We start from the raw sequence: 18,533 nt of genomic DNA, 5'->3' as shown, positions 1-18,533 counted from the left end.
GGCCGGCGCTCCGGCCGCGCTGAAACGCGGTTCGGGCCGCACCGCTTGCCTTGCGTCAAGGCCTGCACACATCGCCAGGCCTACACTGAAGCCCCTGCTGCGCCACCGCGCACGCGCCGCCCTTTGCGGGGCTCCTAAGGCCAATCAGCGACGTCATGGACAAGCATTACCTGACCCCTCTTTTCACGCCCGAATCGATCGTGGTGTTCGCCGGCGCGGCGGACAGCCCTGAAGGCCAGACCAGCCAAGCCCGCGCCTTGCACCAGGCCCTGGGCAGCCAACGCTTCAACGGCAGCCTGCTCTACCTGGACATCCACACCACCGGCACGCTGGCCGACCTGGCACAAGCACGCGCCGACCTGGCCATCATTGCGCTGCCGCCGCAGGACATGGTCGCCGCCTTGGAGATTGCCGGCCGCATGACGTGCCGCGCCGCGCTGCTGATCAGCAGCGGCATCTCGGCCGAACAAGCGGCAGTGCTGAAACGGATCGCCAAACGTGAAGGCATGCTGCTGCTCGGCCCCAACAGCCTCGGCCTTCAACGGCCCTCGCAGCAACTGAACGCCAGCATTGCCGGCGACTTGGCCAATGTCGGCCCCTTGGCGTTGGTGTCGCAGTCCGGTGCCCTCACCGCCTCGATGCTGGACTGGGCGCGCAGCAATGCGGTCGGTTTTTCCTCGGTGGTGTCGCTGGGGCCGAATACCGGCGTTGACATTGCCCAGGTGCTCGACTTCCTCGCCCACGACGCCCAAACGCAAAGCATCATCGTCTACCTGGAGGGCATCTCCAACGCACGCCGCTTCATGAGCGCGCTGCGCTCGGCCGCCAATGCCAAGCCGGTGGTGGTGCTGAAGGCGGGCCGCAAGCCGGCCGGCAACGCCGCCGCGCAAACCCATAGCGGCGCCATCGTCGGCAGCGACGAGGTGTTTGACTCGGCGCTGCGTCGCGCCGGCGCCGTTCGGGTGCGCTCGTTTGTCGAGTTATTCTCCGCCGCCAAATGCCTGGCCTCGCGTTACCGGCCGGTCGGCAAGCGTCTGGCCATCGTCACCAATGGCGGCGGCCCCGGCGTACTGGCGGCCGATTGGATCAATGAGCTGTCGCTGCAACTGGGCACGCTGCCGCCCGAATCAGCGGCGCGCCTGAAGCCGCTGCTGCCCGAACTCGCCAGCTTGACGGATCTGATCGACCTGTCGGAGGATGCCGATGGCGCGCACTACCAGGCCGCCATCGAAGCCGCCGGCCGCGAGGCGCAGATCGACGGTGTGCTCGCCATCTACTCGCCCAAGCTGGGCGCCGACACCAATGCGGTGGCGCGCGCGCTCGCCGAGATCAAACGCCGATTGAGCAAGCCGCTGCTGGCCTGCTGGATGGGAGATGCCTCGGTGGGAGAGGCGCGCCAATTGCTCAATGAAGCGACCATTCCCAGCTTCCGCACCCCCGAGGCCGCGGTCGGCGCCTTTGGCAATATTGCCGCCTTCTATCAAAACCAGCGCCTGCTGCAGCAAACGCCGCCGCCGCTGTCCGCGCTGGCCAAGCCCGATATCGAAGCGGCCCGCCTGGTGATCGAGGGCGTGCTGGCCGAGCGCCGCAAGGTGTTGACCGAGATGGAGTCGAAGACGCTGCTGTCGGCCTTTCAGATTCCGGTCACCCACACCATCCTGGCCCGCAGCGCCAATGAGGCGATGATGATGGCCACCCAACTCGGCTACCCGGTGGCCCTGAAGATCGACTCACCCGACATCAGCCACAAGTCCGATGTGCAAGGCGTGGTGCTGGGTCTGACCCACGGCGCCGCGGTCAAAGAGGCCTATACCGAGATGATGGAGCGGGTCAGCCGCCTGCAACCCCAAGCGCGCATCAATGGCGTGACCGTGCAGAAGATGGCCGGCGCCAAGCGTGGCCGCGAGGTCTCGGTCGGCTTGGTCACCGACGACCCCTTCGGCCCGGTGGTGGTGTTTGGCGCCGGAGGCACCATGATCGAACTGATCGCCGACCGCGCCATGGAGTTGCCGCCACTGAATCTCTACCTGGCGCACCGCCTGATCGAGCGCGCCCGTGTGGCCGACACGCTGGGCGAATGGCGCGGTGCGAACGCGGTGAATATGGATGCGCTGGAGCAGGTGCTGCTGCGCGTCTCCGAGATGGTTTGCGAGCTGCCACAGCTGCGCGAGATGGACATCAACCCCATCATCGTGGATGAGTTCGGCGCGGTGGCCGTGGATGCGCGCATCGTCATCGACAGCGCGCCGCTGGCCATCGGACCGGGCTCGCAGCGTTATGGCCACCTGGCCATCTTGCCCTACCCGGCGCGGCATGAGCAGGTGTTCCCAATGCGCGGTGGTGGCGAGTATCTGGTGCGGCCAATCCGCCCCGACGATGCGCAGATGCTGCAAGACTTGGTGCAGCGACTCTCGCCGGAGAGCCGCTACTTCCGCTTCATCTCGTCGATGTCCGAGCTGCCACCGGCGCTGCTGGCACGCTTCAGCCTGATCGACTATGACCGCGAAATGGCCCTGGTGGCCATCTTCAAGGAACGCACGCCCGGGGCCGACGGAGAGATGATGGAGAGCGAGCGCATCATCGGCGTGTCGCGCTACATCACCAACCCGGACCAGAGCAGCTGCGAGTTTTCGCTGGTGGTGGCCGATGATTTCAGCGGCAAGGGCCTGGGCTCGCGCCTGATGGACAGCATCATGGAGGTCGCGCGCGAGAAGGGCCTGAGCGAGATCAATGGCATCGTGCTGGCCAAGAACCCCGGCATGCTCAAGCTGATGAAAAGCCTGGGCTTCACGATCAAGCCCTTCGACGAAGACCCCGATTTCAAGTGGGTGACGCACGCCTTGTGAGTCGTCAAACCCGCGTTAACTGAAGCGCCGGTTCATGGCGCAGCCCAATAGGAAACGGCCGGCACCTCGCGGTGACCGGCCGTCCTTCTTTCAACGCTGTTGGCCCAGCATTGGGCCGACGGGCTGACTGATTACTTCTTGGCCTTCTTGGCGGCCGGCTTGGCAGCGGGCTTGGCGGCAGGAGCAGCCTTGGCAGCCTTGCGAGCAGCAGCCTTAGGATCCACAGCAGCCTTGAAGCCGGCGCCAGGTGTGAACTTGGGCAGCTTGGCGGCAGCGATCTTGATCTTGTCGCCGGTGCTGGGGTTCACGCCGGTACGAGCGGCACGGGCGTGCTGCTTGAAGGAACCAAAGCCGGGAATCGACACGGCGCCGCCCTTTTTGACGGTGGTGACCACGGCGTCAAGCAGGGTCTCGAGAATGCGGCCGGCTTCGGCCTTGGTCAGCTCGTGCTTGGCGGCCAGATGTGCGATCAGTTCGGTTTTATTCATTCCAGGGTCTCGTCTGAGGTTTAGCCCGACCATCTCGGGCGGCGCTATTTTGTACCGAATCGCCGCAATAGCCGATGACGACTTGCTAAAAAGGGTAAGCGCCGGCAAAAAATCTTGCCTGGTGTGTGGCCAATTGTCCGTTCAGCGGCCAATCAAGTAAGCTTGACGCCGCCAACTTTCGCCCCGACAAGGGATCCATGAGAGCTTCAGCCAAGCATTTGCAGGTTTCAGCACCGGCCGCTCCAGCGCAAATCGACGCGGCCCTGGCCCAAATGGGCTGGCCGGCAAGCGCCGAGCTGGGCCGTATGCCGCTGCTGTTGTGCCTGCTGGATGCCCAGCGTCAAGCCTTGTTTGCCACCGATGCTTTGCTGCGTTATGCGGCCGGCCAACAGGCCCGGCCGGCCGAGCCCGATTGGCGGGTCTTGATCCACCCCGATGATGTGCCGGACTTTGAGCGCGCATGCGAACTGAGCCTGACCCGCCATGTCGGTCAGCTCGAGCTGGACTACCGACTGCGCGGCGCCGATGGCATCTATCGATGGCACTTGGCACAGCTGCGCTCGCTGCCGGTGAGCGAGATGCGAGACGCCACACGCTGGCTGCTGCTAGTCCATGTCGACATCGACGCCCGCAAACAAGCCGAGACCCGGCTGAAGGACAGCGACGATCTGTGGAAGCTGGCCCTGGAGAGCAATGGCGACGGCGTCTGGGACTGGCATGTGCAGACCGGCGTGGAGCTTTTTTCGCCGCGCATCTTGCAAATCTATGGCTATGCGCCGGGCGAAATTGAACCCGACCCGGCCGAGCTCGACGCTCGCACTCACCCCGATGACTTGGCGCAGATGCGAGCCGACCGCGACGCTCATTTCTCCGGACACACCGCCATCTACAGCAACGAGCACCGCGTGCTGTGCAAGGACGGCAGCTGGAAATGGGTACACAGCCGCGGCATGGTGATCAGCCGCGATGCGCAAGGACGGCCGCTGCGTATGGTCGGCACCCACACCGACATCACGCTGCGCAAACAAGCCGAGGCTTTGATCTGGGAGCAAGCCCATTTCGACGCACTCACCGGCCTGCCCAATCGTCGTAGCCTGCGCGACCGACTGGCGCTGAACCTGCAGGTCGCCGAGCGCGCGCAAGGGCAATTGGCGGTGCTCTTCATCGACCTGGACCATTTCAAGGAAGTCAACGACACGCTCGGCCATGATGTGGGCGACGCCCTGCTGATCGAGGCGGCGCGGCGCATCGAAGCCTGCTTGAGCCCCGGCGATACGGTGGCCCGCATGGGCGGCGACGAGTTCACCGTCGTCCGCCAGCCGGTGGCGGACGCGGCCGATGCGGAGCAGATTGCGCACGCCATCATCAGCACTTTGTCGAGCGCCTTTCAGCTCGGCAGCGAACGGGTCTTTGTGTCTGCCAGCATTGGCCTGAGCCTTTACCCACAAGACGGACGCCAGATCGAGAGCTTGTTCAAACATGCCGACCAGGCCCTCTATGTGGCGAAGGCGGCGGGCCGCAACCGGCTTGGTCGTTTCACCCCGGACCTGCAAGAGGCCGCCTTGAAGCGCATGCGGTTGAGCAACGACCTACGCGAGGCGCTGACGCAGCAACAGCTGTTTTTGGAGTACCAACCGATCGTCGACCTGGCCAGCGCCGAGATCCACAAGGCCGAGGCGCTGCTGCGCTGGGCCCACCCGACGCTGGGCTTGGTCAGCCCCGCCGTCTTCATCCCGTTGGCGGAGGCCAGCGGTTTAATCATCGAGATCGGTGAATGGGTGTTTCGTCAGGCGGCCAGCCAAGTCAAGCAGTGGAGGGAACAGATCGACCCTCAGTTTCAAATCAGCATCAACAAGTCGCCAGTGCAATTCCGCGATGAGGCGGGGCAAGGCGCCGGCCAGCACCGCTGGAAAGACACCATGCTGGCGCTCAATTTGAGCGGTGATGCCCTAACGGTAGAAATCACCGAAGGCCTGTTGCTGGAGGCGGACGATGGCGTCCGGCAAAGCCTAGCGAACTTGCATGCGGCCGGCTTCCAGGTCTCCTTGGATGACTTTGGCACCGGCTTTTCATCGCTGGCCTATCTGCACAAGTACAACATCGATGTGATCAAGATCGATCAACGCTTTGTGCGCCAACTGCAGCCCGGCGCCAAAGATTTAGCCCTGTGTAAGGCCATCATCACGATGGCGCATGAGTTGGGCATGCAGGTGGTGGCCGAAGGCATTGAGACCGAGGAACAGCGCGACCTGCTGCTGGCCGCCGGCTGCGACTATGGCCAGGGCTATCTGTTTGCACGCCCGATGGCTGCCGCGAATTTGGAAGCCGCGCTGAAAGCGGGCAAGTCCTGACCCCAAGGGCAGAACCTCCTCACGCACGAGAGTCGCCAAATGACAAAAGGGTCAGCACTTGCGTGCTGACCCTTCTTCAATTTGGTGCCCAGGAGAGGCTCGGTCACGTCCCGCGACCCCGGCGCCGCAAGCATGCGGACGCCCTTCTCGTCCTCACGCAAAGTCCGCAGGGACTTTGCTTCCTGGGAAGCACAGAATGACAAAAGGGTCAGCACTTGCGTGCTGACCCTTTTTCAATTTGGTGCCCAGGAGAGGACTCGAACCTCCACGGAGTTACCCGCTAGTACCTGAAACTAGTGCGTCTACCAATTCCGCCACCTGGGCTTTTTCTTCTCTTTGCTGTGACGCGCCTTGCGGCTTCGATCAGCGAAGAGGCCGGACTATAGCATGAGTTTTCGAGCCCAACTCTGCTCGCCCTAAAAAGATTCAATAAAACTAGAGCACCGAGCGCAGCGCCGCGTAGACGCGGTCCACATCTTCCGCGCCGGTACGCCAGTTGCTGAAGGCCGCTCGCACGGCCCAGCGCCCCTGGAAGAAGGTCGGTGTCAAGAAAGCCTCACCGGTATCGCGCAAGCGCTCCAACAGCGCTTGCAGCGTGGGCAGATCATCGACACCCCGGACCGCAAAGCAAACAATATTGAGGCGCACCGGTGCCAGCAATTGCAGGGTCAGGTCTTGCGTGATCCAGTCGCCGAGGCGGCGCGCGCAGTCGATATTGCGCACCACAATTTCGGCATGCCCCTCGCGGCCATAGGCCTGCAGACTGAACCAGGCCGGCAGGGCCCGCCAACGGCGTGAGTTCTCCGGCGTCAGATGCACGAAGTCGGGCTTGGCATCAAGCGCCTCGCCCAAGTAGGCCGAGGCATTGCGGAACACGCGCAGTTGCAGATCCCGCCGCCGCGTGAACTGCAGGGCGCTGTCATAAGGCACGTTGAGCCATTTGTGGCAGTCGACGCAGATCGAATCAGCCTCGTCCAAGCCGGCGACCAGATCGGCCACGCGATCGTCGAGAGCCGCAAAGGCTCCAAACGCCGCATCCACATGGAGCCAGAAGGGATGCCGCCGACGCAGCGCCAGCAAGGCATGCAAGTCATCGAAGTCGCCGCTGTTGACGCTGCCCGCATTGGCCACCACGATCAACGCCTCGCCGGGGCGGTCCAGCAAGGCCTGCTCCAGTGCTGCCACATCGATTGCGTCACGCCCGGGCAAGCACGCCACCGCCTGCACGGCGCGCCGCCCCAGACCCAACATGGACGCCGCCTTGTGGATGCTGGAATGGGCGGCAGCACTGAGAATGGTCACGGGGCCTAGGGACGCCAAGCCGTCTTCGCTGACCCGCACGCCGCGCTGCTCGCCCACCCACTCACGACCCAGCGCCAGGCCCACAAAATTCGACATGGTGGCGCCGCTGACGAAAGCGCCATGCTGCGCCGCCCCCAGGCCAAACCAGGCGCCGAGCGCCGCCACCGTCACCCGCTCCAATTCCGGGGCCTCAGAGTCCCAGCCGGCGGTGGGGTTCTGGTCCAGGGCCGACACCAGCCAGTCGCCCAACAGGCTGGCTGGTGTAGCGCCCCCGGTCACAAAACCGAGGTAGCGCGAGCCGGCGCTGCCCGACAACTGCGGCAGCCATTGCCGCTCAAAGCCTTGCAGCGCCGCCGCCGCCCCCACGCCCTTGTCCGTATCGGCGGGCGCGGGTGCGCCCTCGCGAGGTGCCTTGGCCGCCGGCCAATCGTCGAGCCCCTGCAAATGCTGCAGGGCGACGGCCCTCGCGTCCGCGGTCAGTTCGAGCCATTGGCTGAGATCGTGGTTGAGGAGTTGGTGCATAGGGAGTTCCAGTTAAGCAAGCGCCGCCGCAGGCCTCAATGCTAAAGTGGATTGGACTTAACACAGCAATCCAATTTCAGCCCGATGGACTGGCTCGAATCGCCCTCAATGCTCGGCGCTTGGCGTGAAAACCCGGGCCCGCTCTATGCCGCCCTGGCCAGTGCGCTGCAGGGGCTGCTGCTACGCGGCGAACTCTTGCCCGGGGACCGCCTGCCGCCCGAGCGGCGCCTGGCCGAACAACTGGGCTTGAGCCGCTCGACCGTGGTGGCCGCCTACGCACGGCTGGCCGAGGGCGGCTGGGTCGGGGCACGCCAGGGGCAGGGGACGACCGTGCTGGCGGGCCCGCCCGGCCATGTCGCAGCAGGGCGGCACCGTACCGCCATGGGCAGCCCGGTGCTGGCTCGCAGGCCGGCGCAGCGGGCCGACTGGGTGGACTTCTCGCTGGCCACCGCGGTGCCCGATCTGGCCTGGCTGACACCCAGCGAGGCCACCCAAAGGCTGGTGCTGCGCGAAAGCGCCTATCAACCCGAAGGCCTGCTGGCGCTGCGCGAGCGCATTGCCGCCCGCTACAGCCGGCAAGGCCTGCCGACCACGCCGGAGCAGATCCTGGTCTGCGCCGGCGCCCAGCAGGCTATCAGCTTGGTCGCGCAGCATTTTCTCGGCCCCGGTGATCGAGTGCTGCTGGAAGACCCAAACTACTTCGGCGCCATCGATGTGCTGCGCAGCAGCGGTGCCCATCTACAAGGCATTGCGGTGCAGCCACGCGCGACGCATGCCAATGCCTTCATCGAGGCGCTTGAACGCAACCGCCCGAAGCTGGCCTATGTGTGCCCCGGCCTGCACAACCCGACCGGGCAAAGCTGGTCAGCCAGCGCCAGCCACCGCTTGGGCCGGGCGGTTGCACGCAGCGGCACATTGCTTTTGGTCGATGACTCGCTCAGCGAGCTGTGCTTCACGGCCGTGCCTCCGCCCTTGCCCGCCGCGCCGGGCACCGCCATCGTGCATGTGGGCAGCCTGTCAAAAACCTTGTGGGCGGGCTTGCGCGTCGGCTGGCTGCGGGCGCCGCCCGCCATCATGGAAGCGCTGCGGCGCACCAAGACCTGCGCCGATATCGCCAGCAGCAGCTTGACCGGCGCCATCGCCTGCGACCTGTTCGATCGCCTTGATGCCCTGATCGAACCGCGCCGCAACACGCTGCAGACGCAGTGCCAGGTCTTGCTGCGCGCCATCGGCGAGCAGTTGCCGGGCTGGCGCGTACGCGCGCCTGACGGCGGCCTGTTTCTATGGGCCAAGCTGCCGGCGCACGGGCCACGCGCCAGTACTTTGACGCGGGCGGCGGAACGGGCCGGTGTGCGCCTGACGCCGGGCACTGCGCTAACGCTGGGGCCAGACGGCGAAAACTTTGTGCGACTGGCCTTCACCCAAACATCGGCCTTGGCGCTGGAGGGCGTCAGGCGGCTGGCCAGCCTCGATCCGCCAGACTGAACCGCACTATTCCACTTGCTGATGCATGCCCGCGTGGCGATGGCACACCGCTTGCTTAAGGCTGCAGGCAAGCCGCAGCTCATCTTGAAGGGACAGCATATGCCAAGCACCAGCATCGTCACGCAGCGCCGCCCACGCCACAGTCAGCGCGCCATCACCACCGCCAAGGCCCTGAGTCTGGTGGCGGTGATCTGGGGCCTTCTCTACCCCGCACTGCTGTGGGGCATGGGCGCCCTGCTGCGGGTCTGAACGCCCGACTTTTGTGCGGGCGACCGGGCTCACGTCAGTGGGCTGCCTGGTCGCTCGGGTCGTTCGAGTCGCTCAGCGCGCCAGGCCGAAAGGATCGTCGATCGAATGCGCCGGTTGGCTGAACCAGCGCGGCCCTTCGGCCGACATATAGACATGGTCCTCATGCCGGATACCAAACTCCCCCGGCACGCAAATCATCGGCTCATTGCTGAAACACATGCCGACATCCAGCGGCGTTTCGTCGTTGTCGACCAGATAGGGCCATTCGTGAATGTCGAGTCCACAGCCGTGCCCGGTGCGGTGCGGCAGCCCCGGCAACTCGTAGCGCGGCCCCAGGCCCGCGGCAGCAATCACACGACGTGCCGCACGATCCACGTCGCGGCAAGGGGCGCCCAGTTGCGCGGCCTCGAAGGCGGCCGCCTGTGCAGCTTTCTCCAAATTCCAGATTTCCCGCTGGCGCGGGCTGGGCTCGCCAAAAACATAGGTGCGCGTGATGTCGGACATATAGCCGTGCACCAGGCAGCCGGTGTCAATCAGGACCACATCGCCCGCCTTCAGCCGCTGCGCTTCCTTTACCCCGTGCGGGAAGGAACTGGCCACACCGAACAGCACGATGCAGAAGTACGAACCGCTAGCCCCCACCTTGCGGTGCGCGCTGGCAATGAAAGCCTCGACCTCGGTCGTGCTGATGCCCTCTTGCAGCATGCTGGCGGTGGCGCGGTGCACGGCCATGGTCATGTCATGCGCGCGCTGCATCAAGGCGATTTCCGCGCTCGACTTGCGCATGCGGCAGGCGGCGGTGACCGGCTTGGCGTTGACCCAGGCGATGCCCTCGCGCTGCAAGCCATCGACGACGAACAAGGGCGTGTCTTCGCCAAGGGCGACCCGCGCCGAACTCGCCACACCCAGATCAGCCAGCACCCGGCGGCACAGGGCGTAGGGGCTCTCATGCTCTTGCCACAGATGCAAGCCGCCCGGCAGCTGCATGTATTCACGCAGCGTGCCCTCTTCAAACGCCGGCGCAATGTACTGCGGCTCGCCCTCGGCGGGAATGATCAGGCCGACCAGGCGTTCGCTGGGGTGCCACACGGTGCCGCTGAAGTAACGCATATTCGTGCCGGCATGCGCATACAGCGCCCCCAGGCCCAGCTGCCGCAGCAAGGCCTGCGCCGCCGCCACACGGGCGCGGTATTCGTCCAGACCAATGGCCTGGGCGCCGCCCATCATGTCGCTCAATGTCGCCAGCGCCGCTGCCGCGCTCGTGCCGCCTACACCCAAGGTCATCGCAGACTCCGCAAATATATTTATTAAATATCTTAACCGATGCGGCGCTTCAAGTACAAAGCGGCCTGCGGTCTCACGCTTGCCATGGAGTTTCCCTGATGATTGAACTTGTTGCTGGTCTTGTGCTGTTTCTGGGCGTGCATTCGGTACGCATTGCTGCCGACGACTGGCGCGGCCGGCAAATTGCCCAGCGTGGCGAAGCGGTTTGGAAGTTGAGCTACACCGCGCTTTCGCTGCTGGGCTTCGGCCTGATCGTTTGGGGCTATGGCCAGGCCCGCTTGAGCCCGCAAGTGCTGTGGGCCACGCCCAAGGGCATGAGCCATCTGGCCGCACTCCTGACACTGATCGCCTTCGTCTTCCTGAGCGCCGCCTATGTGCCACGCAACGCCATCAAGGCGCGGCTGCGCCACCCGATGGTGCTGGGCGTCAAGGTCTGGGCCTTGGCGCATCTGCTCGCCAACAACACGCTGGCCGACCTGCTCTTGTTCGGCAGTTTCCTGATCTGGGCGGTGCTGTGCTTTCGCGCCGCCCGCCAGCGCGATCGCGTGAGCCCGCCCGCGGCGCTGCAGGCGCGCCCGCTGAACACCGCGCTGACGCTGGTGATCGGTGCGCTGGCCTGGGCCGCTTTTGCGTTCTGGGCTCACGCAGCGTTGATCGGCGTGCGCCCGCTGGGCTGAGCCCTTGCCGATGAGCCTCGGTTACAAGCGGGGCCGGTGCTTGCCATAGCTGAGGGCCACAAATCCATCCAGCAGCATGCCGCGGCGACGCTGAGTTACCCTTGCGCCCCATGCATCCCTTCAAGAAACTGCTGGCCTATGCCCAGGGCCACCGGCGCGATATTCGCCTGGCCACGCTGTACTCCATCCTCAACAAGTTCTTTGACATCCTGCCCGAGGTGCTGATCGGCGCCGCAGTCGATGTGGTGGTGCGCGGTGAGCAGAGCTTTTTGGCCAAGAACCTCTTGGTCAACTTCGGCATCACCGACACCTGGCAGCAGTTGCTGGTCTTGGGTGCGCTGAATGTGGTGGTTTGGATTGGCGAATCAGGCTTCGAGTACTTGTTGGAGCTGAAGTGGCGCGGCCTGGCGCAAAACATTCAGCATGAGCTGCGCCTGGACACCTACCGCCATGTACAAAAGCTCGAACTCAGTTACTTCGAGAACCAGCGCACCGGCGCGCTGATGTCGGTGTTGAACGACGACATCAACCAGCTGGAGCGCTTTTTGAACGGCGGCGCCAATCAAATCATCCAGGTGGTGTGCTCCTCGCTGATGGTCAGCGCGGTGTTCTTTGCGCTGCAGCCCGGCCTGGCGGTGATCGCTTTGCTGCCGGTGCCGGCGATTTTGTTCGGCACTTTTTGGTTCCAAAAGCGCCTGGCGCCGCGCTATGCCGAGGTGCGCGAGGCCGCCGGTGATGTCTCGGCCCGGCTCAATAACAATCTGCTCGGCCTGGCCACCATCAAGGCCTTTGTCACCGAGAACCTCGAGGCCGCCCATATCGAGCAGGCCAGCCGCGGCTATCTGCAGTCGAACGCCCGTGCCATCCGCCTGAGCTCGGCCATCACCCCGGTGATCCGCATGGGCATCCTGGCCGGCTTCACCACCACCTTGGTCTATGGCGGCTGGCTGACGATTCACGGCGATCTGGCCGTGGGCGCTTACTCGGTGCTGGTCTTCCTGACCCAGCGCCTGCTCTGGCCCATGACCCGCCTGGCCGAGGTGGCCGATATGTATCAGCGCTCGATGGCCGCGGCGCAACGCGCGCTGGGCTTGCTCGACACGCCGATTCGCATCGCCTACGAAGGCGAGCATTTCCCGGTCAGCCAAGCCCGTGCGGCGCTGCGCTTTGAGAACGTCAGCTTTGCTTATGCTGAGCAGCCCACCTTGCAAACGCTGAATCTAGACGTCCCCGCCGGCCAGACCATTGCCTTTGTGGGCAGCACCGGCTCGGGCAAATCCACCCTGGTCAAGCTGCTGCTGCGTTTTTACGAGCCGCAGCAGGGCCGCATCTTGTTTGACGGCAAACCGATCGCCGAGCTGAATCTGCAGGACCTGCGCCGCGCCATCGGCTATGTGGCGCAAGACAGCTTTTTGACCGATGGCACGATTGCCGAGAACATTGCCTACGGCATGGCCGAGGCCAGCGACGCACAAATTCACGAGGCGGCGCGCCTGTCCGAGAGCCTGGAGTTCATCGAGCGATTGCCGCTGGGCTTTGCCACCCGCGTCGGCGAGCGCGGCCAAAAGCTCAGCGGCGGTCAGCGCCAACGCCTGGCCCTGGCCCGTGCGATCCTGAAGAACCCGCCGCTGCTGATCTTGGACGAAGCCACCAGCGCGGTGGACAACGAGACCGAGGCCGCCATTCAGCGCTCGCTGAATGTGGTCAGCCAAGGCCGCACCACTCTGGTCATCGCGCACCGCCTGTCCACCGTGCGCCAAGCCCATTGCATCCACTTGCTGGAGCGCGGCCGCATCGTGGAGAGCGGCACGCATGAAGAACTGCTGGCACGCAGCGGCGCCTATGCAGCGCTGTGGCGGCTGCAAACCGGCGAGCTGGCCTGAGCCTTCGCCTTCAACACCCCTTGTCCATCGACCACCCCATGAGCGTTCAGTTCTCGGGTCTGCGCGGCCGGCTGCGCCAGTGTTTCCTCGGCAGCAGCGTCATCAGGGGACCGCTGGCTCGCCTCAGCACGCAGCAACTGGACAGCCCCGATGGGCTGCGCCGCTATCAACTGGCACTGCCCAGCGCTAGGCCCGCTGAGGCGAGCCCAGGCCTGCGCCCATTGGTGATACTGTTGCACGGCTTTGGTGCCAGCGGGGCGCAATTACTCGGTCAGGGCTTTCCGCCCTCGCCCTTCGCGCAATGGCTGGAGATTGCGGAGCGCGAAGCTTGGGTGCTGGCCGCGCCAGATGGGAGCGGCAAGAGCTGGAACGATGGCTTTGCCGATGCCAGCGCCAATGCCAAGACCGATGACGTCGGCTTCATCCGCTGCCTGATCGACCATCTGATCGCCACCCAGGCTGTCGACCCAAGGCGGGTCTATGTGATGGGCGTCTCCAAGGGCGGCATGATGAGCTTGCGTCTGGCGGCCGAGTTAGGGCCCAAGCTGGCCGGCTTTTGCGCCGTGCTGGCCTCGATGCCACGCAACAGCCGCTGCGCCATGCCCAGCCATCCACTGCCGGCCCTCTTCATCGCCAGTCGCAGCGACCCCTTGGTGCGCTATGAAGGCGGCAGCTTCCGAAAAAACCGCCACCAGGCCGGCGAGATGCTGGGCATTGAGGCATCGGTCGCCGTCTGGCGCGACTTGGCCGGCTTACACGGCCTGGGCGGCCAAGCACGGTGCACGCCCATCGCGCCGCAAGCCCCGCTCGACGCCAGTCCCAAAACAAAGGCCAGCAGGCAAGACTGGGGCGGCGAAGCGAAGGGGTCGATGCAAGTCAGCCTGGTCACCATCGAAGGCGGCGGCCACGCCGAGCCCAGCCCGACGCGGCGCTACCCAAGCTGGATCAACCTGCTCACCGGCGCGCAAAGCGCCGACTTCGAAACCGCCGAGCTGGCTTGGGCCTTCTTCAAGGATAAGAGAGCCGGTATTCAGACTTGACCCTGAGGCTGCCCCTGCGACTCACCCCGCTCATACACCACATTAGCGCGCCCCACCAGCAAGGGGTCCAGCTGGCCCAGCTTGCTGAGGTCTTTGTTGGTATAGGGCAGTTGGTGCAGCACATGGCGCATGGCATTCAGACGCGCACGCTTTTTACAGTCGGACTTGACCACGGTCCAGGGCGCTTCGGCGATGTCGGTGTGGAAGAACATCGCCTCCTTGGCCTGGGTGTAGCTGTCCCATTTGTCCAGCGAAGCCAGGTCGATGGGTGAGAGCTTCCATTGTTTGAGTGGATGGGCTTCGCGCTCTTTGAAACGGCGGCGCTGCTCTTCGCGGCTGACCGAGAACCAGAGCTTGACCAGATGAACCCCGCTGCGCACCAGATTGCGCTCGAACTCCGGCGCCTGGCGCATGAATTCCTTGTACTCGTCGCTGCTGCAAAAACCCATCACCCGCTCGACGCCGGCGCGGTTGTACCAGCTGCGGTCGAACAAGACGATCTCGCCCGCGGTGGGCAGGTGCTGCACATAGCGCTGGAAGTACCACTGGCCGCGTTCCACCTCGCTGGGTTTCTCCAGCGCCACCACGCGCGCGCCGCGTGGATTCAGGTGCTCCATATAGCGCTTGATGGTGCCGCCCTTGCCGGCCGCGTCGCGCCCTTCGAACAAGATGATGACCTTCTGGCCCGTCGCCTTGACCCAAGCCTGCAGCTTCAGTAACTCGACCTGCAGCTGGTACTTCTGCTGCTCATAGCTCTTGCGCGACATCAGGTTTTTATAGGGGTAGCCGCCACGACGCCAGTCGGTCGACAGTTCCTCATCCGGATGCAAGCCCTGCTGCTTGCGACTCAGCTGCAACTCCTGCAGCAGCGCCTGACGCAGGGCCGCCGCATCGTCGGCGGAGGAGCCGGCCACGATGGCCTTGACCGAGGAAGCCAGCGCCTCCGCGCCGCCCTTGGCGACGATGTCCTTCAAAGCAGCCAACTCCCGCGCCTGCGCGGCCGCAATGGCTTCCTTGACCACATGGCGGGCGATGCCGGGGCCACTGCGAGTGCCTGCGGTATCGCCGCTGCGGCTGCTGCGAGGTTTTGCCGCAGCCTTCGACGCGGTCTTTGTCTTCGCTGCGGCCTTGGGGCGCTGAAGAGATGCGGCCAACTTCTTGCCGACGGAGGACTTGCTCGGTGCTGGGCTCATGATGCTGATGCGGGAGTCACAAAAATGTCACGTTCGCACCTTGGCGCCGGTTTGGATTTGATCTAACTCAAGAGTCGAGGGCCTTCGGCCGCCGCGACCGGCCAAGGGGTCGATCAAATCCGTGGCCACGTGCAAATGGCACATTTCGGGGCCAAGAAGGCACAATGCCCGGCAGCCGTCGGCACCGCCCCACAAGGACGATCAACAGAACCGGCGCAGAAAACTGGAGTGAGCCCCGTGAAACGACTGACCCACACGCTGGCCCTGCTGCTGGCAGGCGTCCTGTTGCACCCCATCGGCACGGCACATGCAGCCAGCCTCGGCGCCGAGGGCTACCGGGAAAATTTCGACAGCATGGGGCTGCTTGGCGTGACGCCGCCCGACGGATGGAGCTTGTGGATCGGTGAGGCCGGCAGCTCCAGAAGCAGTTGGACTGAACGCATCAGCGCCAATGGTCCCGGTCACTGCGTCGCCAATATGCGGCGCTCGCGCGAGAATCTGATCGCCAGCAACGCGCCTTATGCCCCCAGCCATGTCGGCTACAACGCCGCCTTTGCCGTCAACCAGACCAAAGACCGGGTCTTGGCCACCTCACCCACCGTCTTCAGCGGCATGGCCTGGCAACTAGAGCTCAGCAACAGCAGTGGCAGCGCGATTGAGGCACTCAGCCTCAGCTATGACACCCGCCGCTTCACCAGCGCCGCGCACGACAACGAACTGCCCGGCTACCAGTTATTCATCAGCCTCGATGGTCGCTTCTGGAACGCCGTGGAGGCGCTCAACCCAGACCTGAACAGCGTGCCCAACACGGTCGGCGTGACCACGATCAAACAGGCCCGCGTGGACCTGCCCTCGCGCTGGGCAGCCGGCGCCACGCTGCTGCTGCGCTGGGTCGACGACAACGCCGAACAGAGCTCGCCGGACCAGATCATCGGCCTGAACAATGTCGAAGTGCAGGTGCTGAGCAAGCCCTGAATTCAGACGCTCATCTTCAAGAGCGCGCCAGAACCGAGGCCAGGCCTGCTTGCTCCACAGCCTGCCCGACCGTGGACTCACCGCGAGCTTGCCGCTGAGCCAGGCGCCAGCGCCGCTCCATCACCCAGATCGTGACCCCATACACCGCCACGATCAGCGCCGGAATCAAGACAAAGCGCTGCGCCGGAAAGGCATACCAAGCGCCCAGCACCAGCACGCTGCGAGCCACGGCATGGAAGACCCCGACCCAGTGCTGAATGATCCAGCTGTAGGGCAGCCACATCAGCCCAGCCAGCACCCCAAAGCTCAGCGGCAAGGATTGGTAGTCTTGCGTCGCCCAAGGCAGGGCAATGGTAAAGATCAGCAGGCACATCAGCACGGCTGAGATAAAGAGCCGATCAAACTCGTTCTTAGGCCTGTTGCGGGCAAAGAAGTTCTCACCGGTCCAGCGCGACAAGAACGCGCCCAGGTAAAAGATGACGCCGGTGCCGAGGTACAGCGCCATCACCGCCTGATACGGTGTGCCCAGCCAGCCCACCAGGCCAATGCCCGCCCAGGCCAAGGTGCCAGCCAGCGGCATGGCCAGGCCACGCCGGCGAGAAAACTCCTCGCGCTGCGCCTCGAGGCTGCGGGGGGCGACTGCGAGTTCATGATCGGTGTTCATCGGGATCGACTCCTTTTCTTCTCTCAACTCAGGGCGACGTGCTCTGTTGGGCCGAACTTTGACCTTTGACTCCGCCAGCGCCGCCCCGTTTGCGATGTTTCGACAGCCAGCGCGACGAATCGACGCCGTGGCCGATGCAAGTCAAGCCATCAGAAACGGGCTGAAACGGCTCTGCGAGATACTCACAAGGCATTCTTCATCCACAGTTCGGGCCGCTAGCCCGAGCCCAACTGCGCCAACATCGATCACGATGAGTTCCAAGCCTGCCGACACCAATAACCAGCCCACCGCCTCGAACGCCGCCCTGCCGCTGACCGGCCTGCGGGTGATTGAGTTCACCCATATGGTGATGGGCCCGACCTGCGGCATGGTGCTGGCCGACCTGGGCGCCGAGGTCATCAAGGTTGAACCCCTAAGTGGCGACAACACCCGCCAGCTGCTCGGCTCGGGCGCCGGCTTTTACCCCTTGTTCAACCGCAACAAGCTGAGCCTGAGCTTGAATGTGAAGGACCCGCGCGGGCTGGAGATCGTGCTCAAGTTGGTGGCCAGCGCCGATGTCTTCAGCGAGAACTTCAAGGCCGGCAGCATGGACAAGCTGGGCCTGGGCTATGAGGCCCTGAGCGGGCTGAACGAGCGCTTGATTTACGTCTCGCACAAAGGTTTTTTGCCCGGGCCTTATGAGCACCGCACAGCGCTCGACGAGGTCGTGCAGATGATGGGCGGCCTGGCCTATATGACCGGCCGCCCGGGCGACCCGCTGCGCGCCGGCAGCAGCGTCAACGACATCATGGGCGGCATGTTCGGCGCCATCGGCGTGCTGGCGGCGCTACAGCAACGCCACAGCAGCGGGCGCGGCCAGCAGGTGCAGGCGTCCCTGTTCGAGAACAATATCTTTCTGGTGGCGCAGCACATGATGCAGTTCGCCGTCACCGGCAAGGCCGCCGCACCGATGCCCGAGCGCATCTCTCCTTGGGGCATTTACGACGTGTTCAGCGTGGCCGGCGGCGAGCAGATCTTTTTGGCCGTGGTCAGCGACACGCAATGGGCGGTGTTCTGCCAGGCCTTCGCCCTGAGTGATCTCCAAGCCGACGCCCGCCTGGCCAGCAACAATCTGCGGGTGCAGGCGCGCGAATGGATGTTGCCCGAATTGCGCCAGCGCTTGAAGGAGCGGTCGGCAAGCGATATCGCCGCCGTCTTCGAAGCCGCCGGCCTGCCGTTTGCGCCCATCACCAAGCCCGAGCAGCTGATGCAAGACCCGCACCTGCTCGCCACCGGCGGCCTGGCGCCGATGACCCTGCCCGATGGCCGCGAGACCCTGGTGCCCCTGCTACCGCTGAGCCTGGACGGCGCCCGCCTCGGACTACGCCGCGACCCACCACGCCTTGGTCAGCACAGCCGCGAGCTACTGCAGTCCTTGGGCTACGGCGACGCATCGATCGCAGCCCTGGTGGCCGAGGGCGTGGTCGGCGCAGAAGCCGAGACTGAGGCCACTTAAGCCCAGTGCTCCGAGGCTTTGGGGTGAGTAGAGCTTCATCTGGGGCGACTGGCGCAGCGCCAGCCGCTGATACGCTTGG

At 64.7% G+C, this 18,533-nt stretch carries 14 protein-coding genes and 1 tRNA gene; 9 read left to right on the top strand and 6 right to left on the bottom strand.

Going from position 1 to position 18,533, the window contains the following annotated elements:
* Window positions 1-155: 155 nt before the first annotated feature.
* Window positions 156-2,846 carry a bifunctional acetate--CoA ligase family protein/GNAT family N-acetyltransferase gene (locus WG899_RS10640; protein WP_339595615.1) on the top strand — a complete coding sequence of 897 codons (2,691 nt, stop codon included), beginning with the start codon at window positions 156-158 and terminating at the stop codon, window positions 2,844-2,846.
* Between the two features lie 131 nt (window positions 2,847-2,977).
* Here WG899_RS10640 and WG899_RS10635 read toward each other — a convergent pair whose 3' ends face one another.
* Window positions 2,978-3,334 carry an HU family DNA-binding protein gene (locus WG899_RS10635; protein WP_339595614.1) on the bottom strand — a complete coding sequence of 119 codons (357 nt, stop codon included), beginning with the start codon at window positions 3,332-3,334 and terminating at the stop codon, window positions 2,978-2,980.
* A gap of 197 nt (window positions 3,335-3,531) precedes the next feature.
* Here WG899_RS10635 and WG899_RS10630 point away from each other — a divergent pair, with 197 nt between their 5' ends.
* Window positions 3,532-5,685, top strand: coding sequence for a putative bifunctional diguanylate cyclase/phosphodiesterase (locus WG899_RS10630; RefSeq protein ID WP_339595613.1), 2,154 nt, complete (start codon window positions 3,532-3,534; stop codon window positions 5,683-5,685).
* Between the two features lie 239 nt (window positions 5,686-5,924).
* Here WG899_RS10630 and WG899_RS10625 read toward each other — a convergent pair.
* Both WG899_RS10625 and WG899_RS10620 read right to left on the bottom strand, forming a co-directional pair.
* Window positions 5,925-6,009: transfer RNA gene (locus tag WG899_RS10625), tRNA-Leu, on the bottom strand.
* A gap of 111 nt (window positions 6,010-6,120) precedes the next feature.
* Complete coding sequence (locus WG899_RS10620; RefSeq protein WP_339595612.1) at window positions 6,121-7,509, bottom strand: pyridoxal phosphate-dependent decarboxylase family protein; 1,389 nt, start codon at window positions 7,507-7,509, stop codon at window positions 6,121-6,123.
* 84 nt (window positions 7,510-7,593) lie between these two features.
* Between WG899_RS10620 and WG899_RS10615 the strand changes: the two genes are divergently transcribed.
* Both WG899_RS10615 and WG899_RS10610 read left to right on the top strand, forming a co-directional pair.
* Window positions 7,594-8,994 (top strand): aminotransferase-like domain-containing protein, encoded by a 1,401-nt coding sequence (locus WG899_RS10615; protein WP_339595611.1) that lies wholly within the window; start codon window positions 7,594-7,596, stop codon window positions 8,992-8,994.
* Between the two features lie 99 nt (window positions 8,995-9,093).
* The gene (locus WG899_RS10610; RefSeq protein ID WP_339595610.1) at window positions 9,094-9,243 is read left to right on the top strand and encodes a hypothetical protein; all 150 of its coding nucleotides are present in this window, start codon (window positions 9,094-9,096) and stop codon (window positions 9,241-9,243) included.
* Between the two features lie 72 nt (window positions 9,244-9,315).
* On the opposite strand, the gene WG899_RS10605 is transcribed toward WG899_RS10610, so the two are convergent.
* On the bottom strand, window positions 9,316-10,527 hold the full coding sequence (locus tag WG899_RS10605) for a M24 family metallopeptidase (protein WP_339595609.1): 1,212 nt from the start codon (window positions 10,525-10,527) through the stop codon (window positions 9,316-9,318).
* Between the two features lie 98 nt (window positions 10,528-10,625).
* Between WG899_RS10605 and WG899_RS10600 the strand changes: the two genes are divergently transcribed.
* The 3 genes from WG899_RS10600 (at window position 10,626) to WG899_RS10590 (ending at window position 14,127) form a co-directional block, all read left to right on the top strand.
* Window positions 10,626-11,204, top strand: coding sequence for an NnrU family protein (locus tag WG899_RS10600; RefSeq protein ID WP_339595608.1), 579 nt, complete (start codon window positions 10,626-10,628; stop codon window positions 11,202-11,204).
* A gap of 110 nt (window positions 11,205-11,314) precedes the next feature.
* The gene (locus WG899_RS10595) at window positions 11,315-13,087 is read left to right on the top strand and encodes an ABC transporter ATP-binding protein (protein WP_339595607.1); all 1,773 of its coding nucleotides are present in this window, start codon (window positions 11,315-11,317) and stop codon (window positions 13,085-13,087) included.
* 38 nt (window positions 13,088-13,125) lie between these two features.
* Window positions 13,126-14,127, top strand: a complete 1,002-nt coding sequence (locus WG899_RS10590) for a CE1 family esterase (RefSeq protein WP_339595606.1) — start codon at window positions 13,126-13,128, stop codon at window positions 14,125-14,127.
* Here the strand turns inward: WG899_RS10590 and ppk2 are convergent.
* Window positions 14,118-15,320 (bottom strand): polyphosphate kinase 2, encoded by a 1,203-nt coding sequence (gene ppk2, locus WG899_RS10585; protein ID WP_339595605.1) that lies wholly within the window; start codon window positions 15,318-15,320, stop codon window positions 14,118-14,120. The genes WG899_RS10590 and ppk2 overlap by 10 nt on opposite strands.
* A gap of 237 nt (window positions 15,321-15,557) precedes the next feature.
* On the opposite strand from ppk2, the gene WG899_RS10580 reads away from it, so the two are divergent.
* Window positions 15,558-16,295 (top strand): hypothetical protein, encoded by a 738-nt coding sequence (locus tag WG899_RS10580; RefSeq protein WP_339595604.1) that lies wholly within the window; start codon window positions 15,558-15,560, stop codon window positions 16,293-16,295.
* Window positions 16,296-16,311: 16 nt separating this feature from the next.
* Here the strand turns inward: WG899_RS10580 and WG899_RS10575 are convergent, their stop codons facing one another.
* Window positions 16,312-16,959, bottom strand: a complete 648-nt coding sequence (locus tag WG899_RS10575) for a DUF7010 family protein (RefSeq protein WP_339595603.1) — start codon at window positions 16,957-16,959, stop codon at window positions 16,312-16,314.
* A gap of 250 nt (window positions 16,960-17,209) precedes the next feature.
* Here WG899_RS10575 and WG899_RS10570 point away from each other — a divergent pair, with 250 nt between their 5' ends.
* The gene (locus WG899_RS10570) at window positions 17,210-18,454 is read left to right on the top strand and encodes a CaiB/BaiF CoA transferase family protein (RefSeq protein ID WP_339595602.1); all 1,245 of its coding nucleotides are present in this window, start codon (window positions 17,210-17,212) and stop codon (window positions 18,452-18,454) included.
* Window positions 18,455-18,533: the final 79 nt, after the last annotated feature.

Source organism: Paucibacter hankyongi (genome assembly GCF_037482915.1).
GTDB classification, from domain to species: Bacteria; Pseudomonadota; Gammaproteobacteria; order Burkholderiales; family Burkholderiaceae_C; genus Paucibacter_A; species Paucibacter_A hankyongi.
The sequence above is the reverse complement of the archived record's forward strand: the minus strand, read 5'-3'. Positions and strand labels throughout refer to the sequence as shown.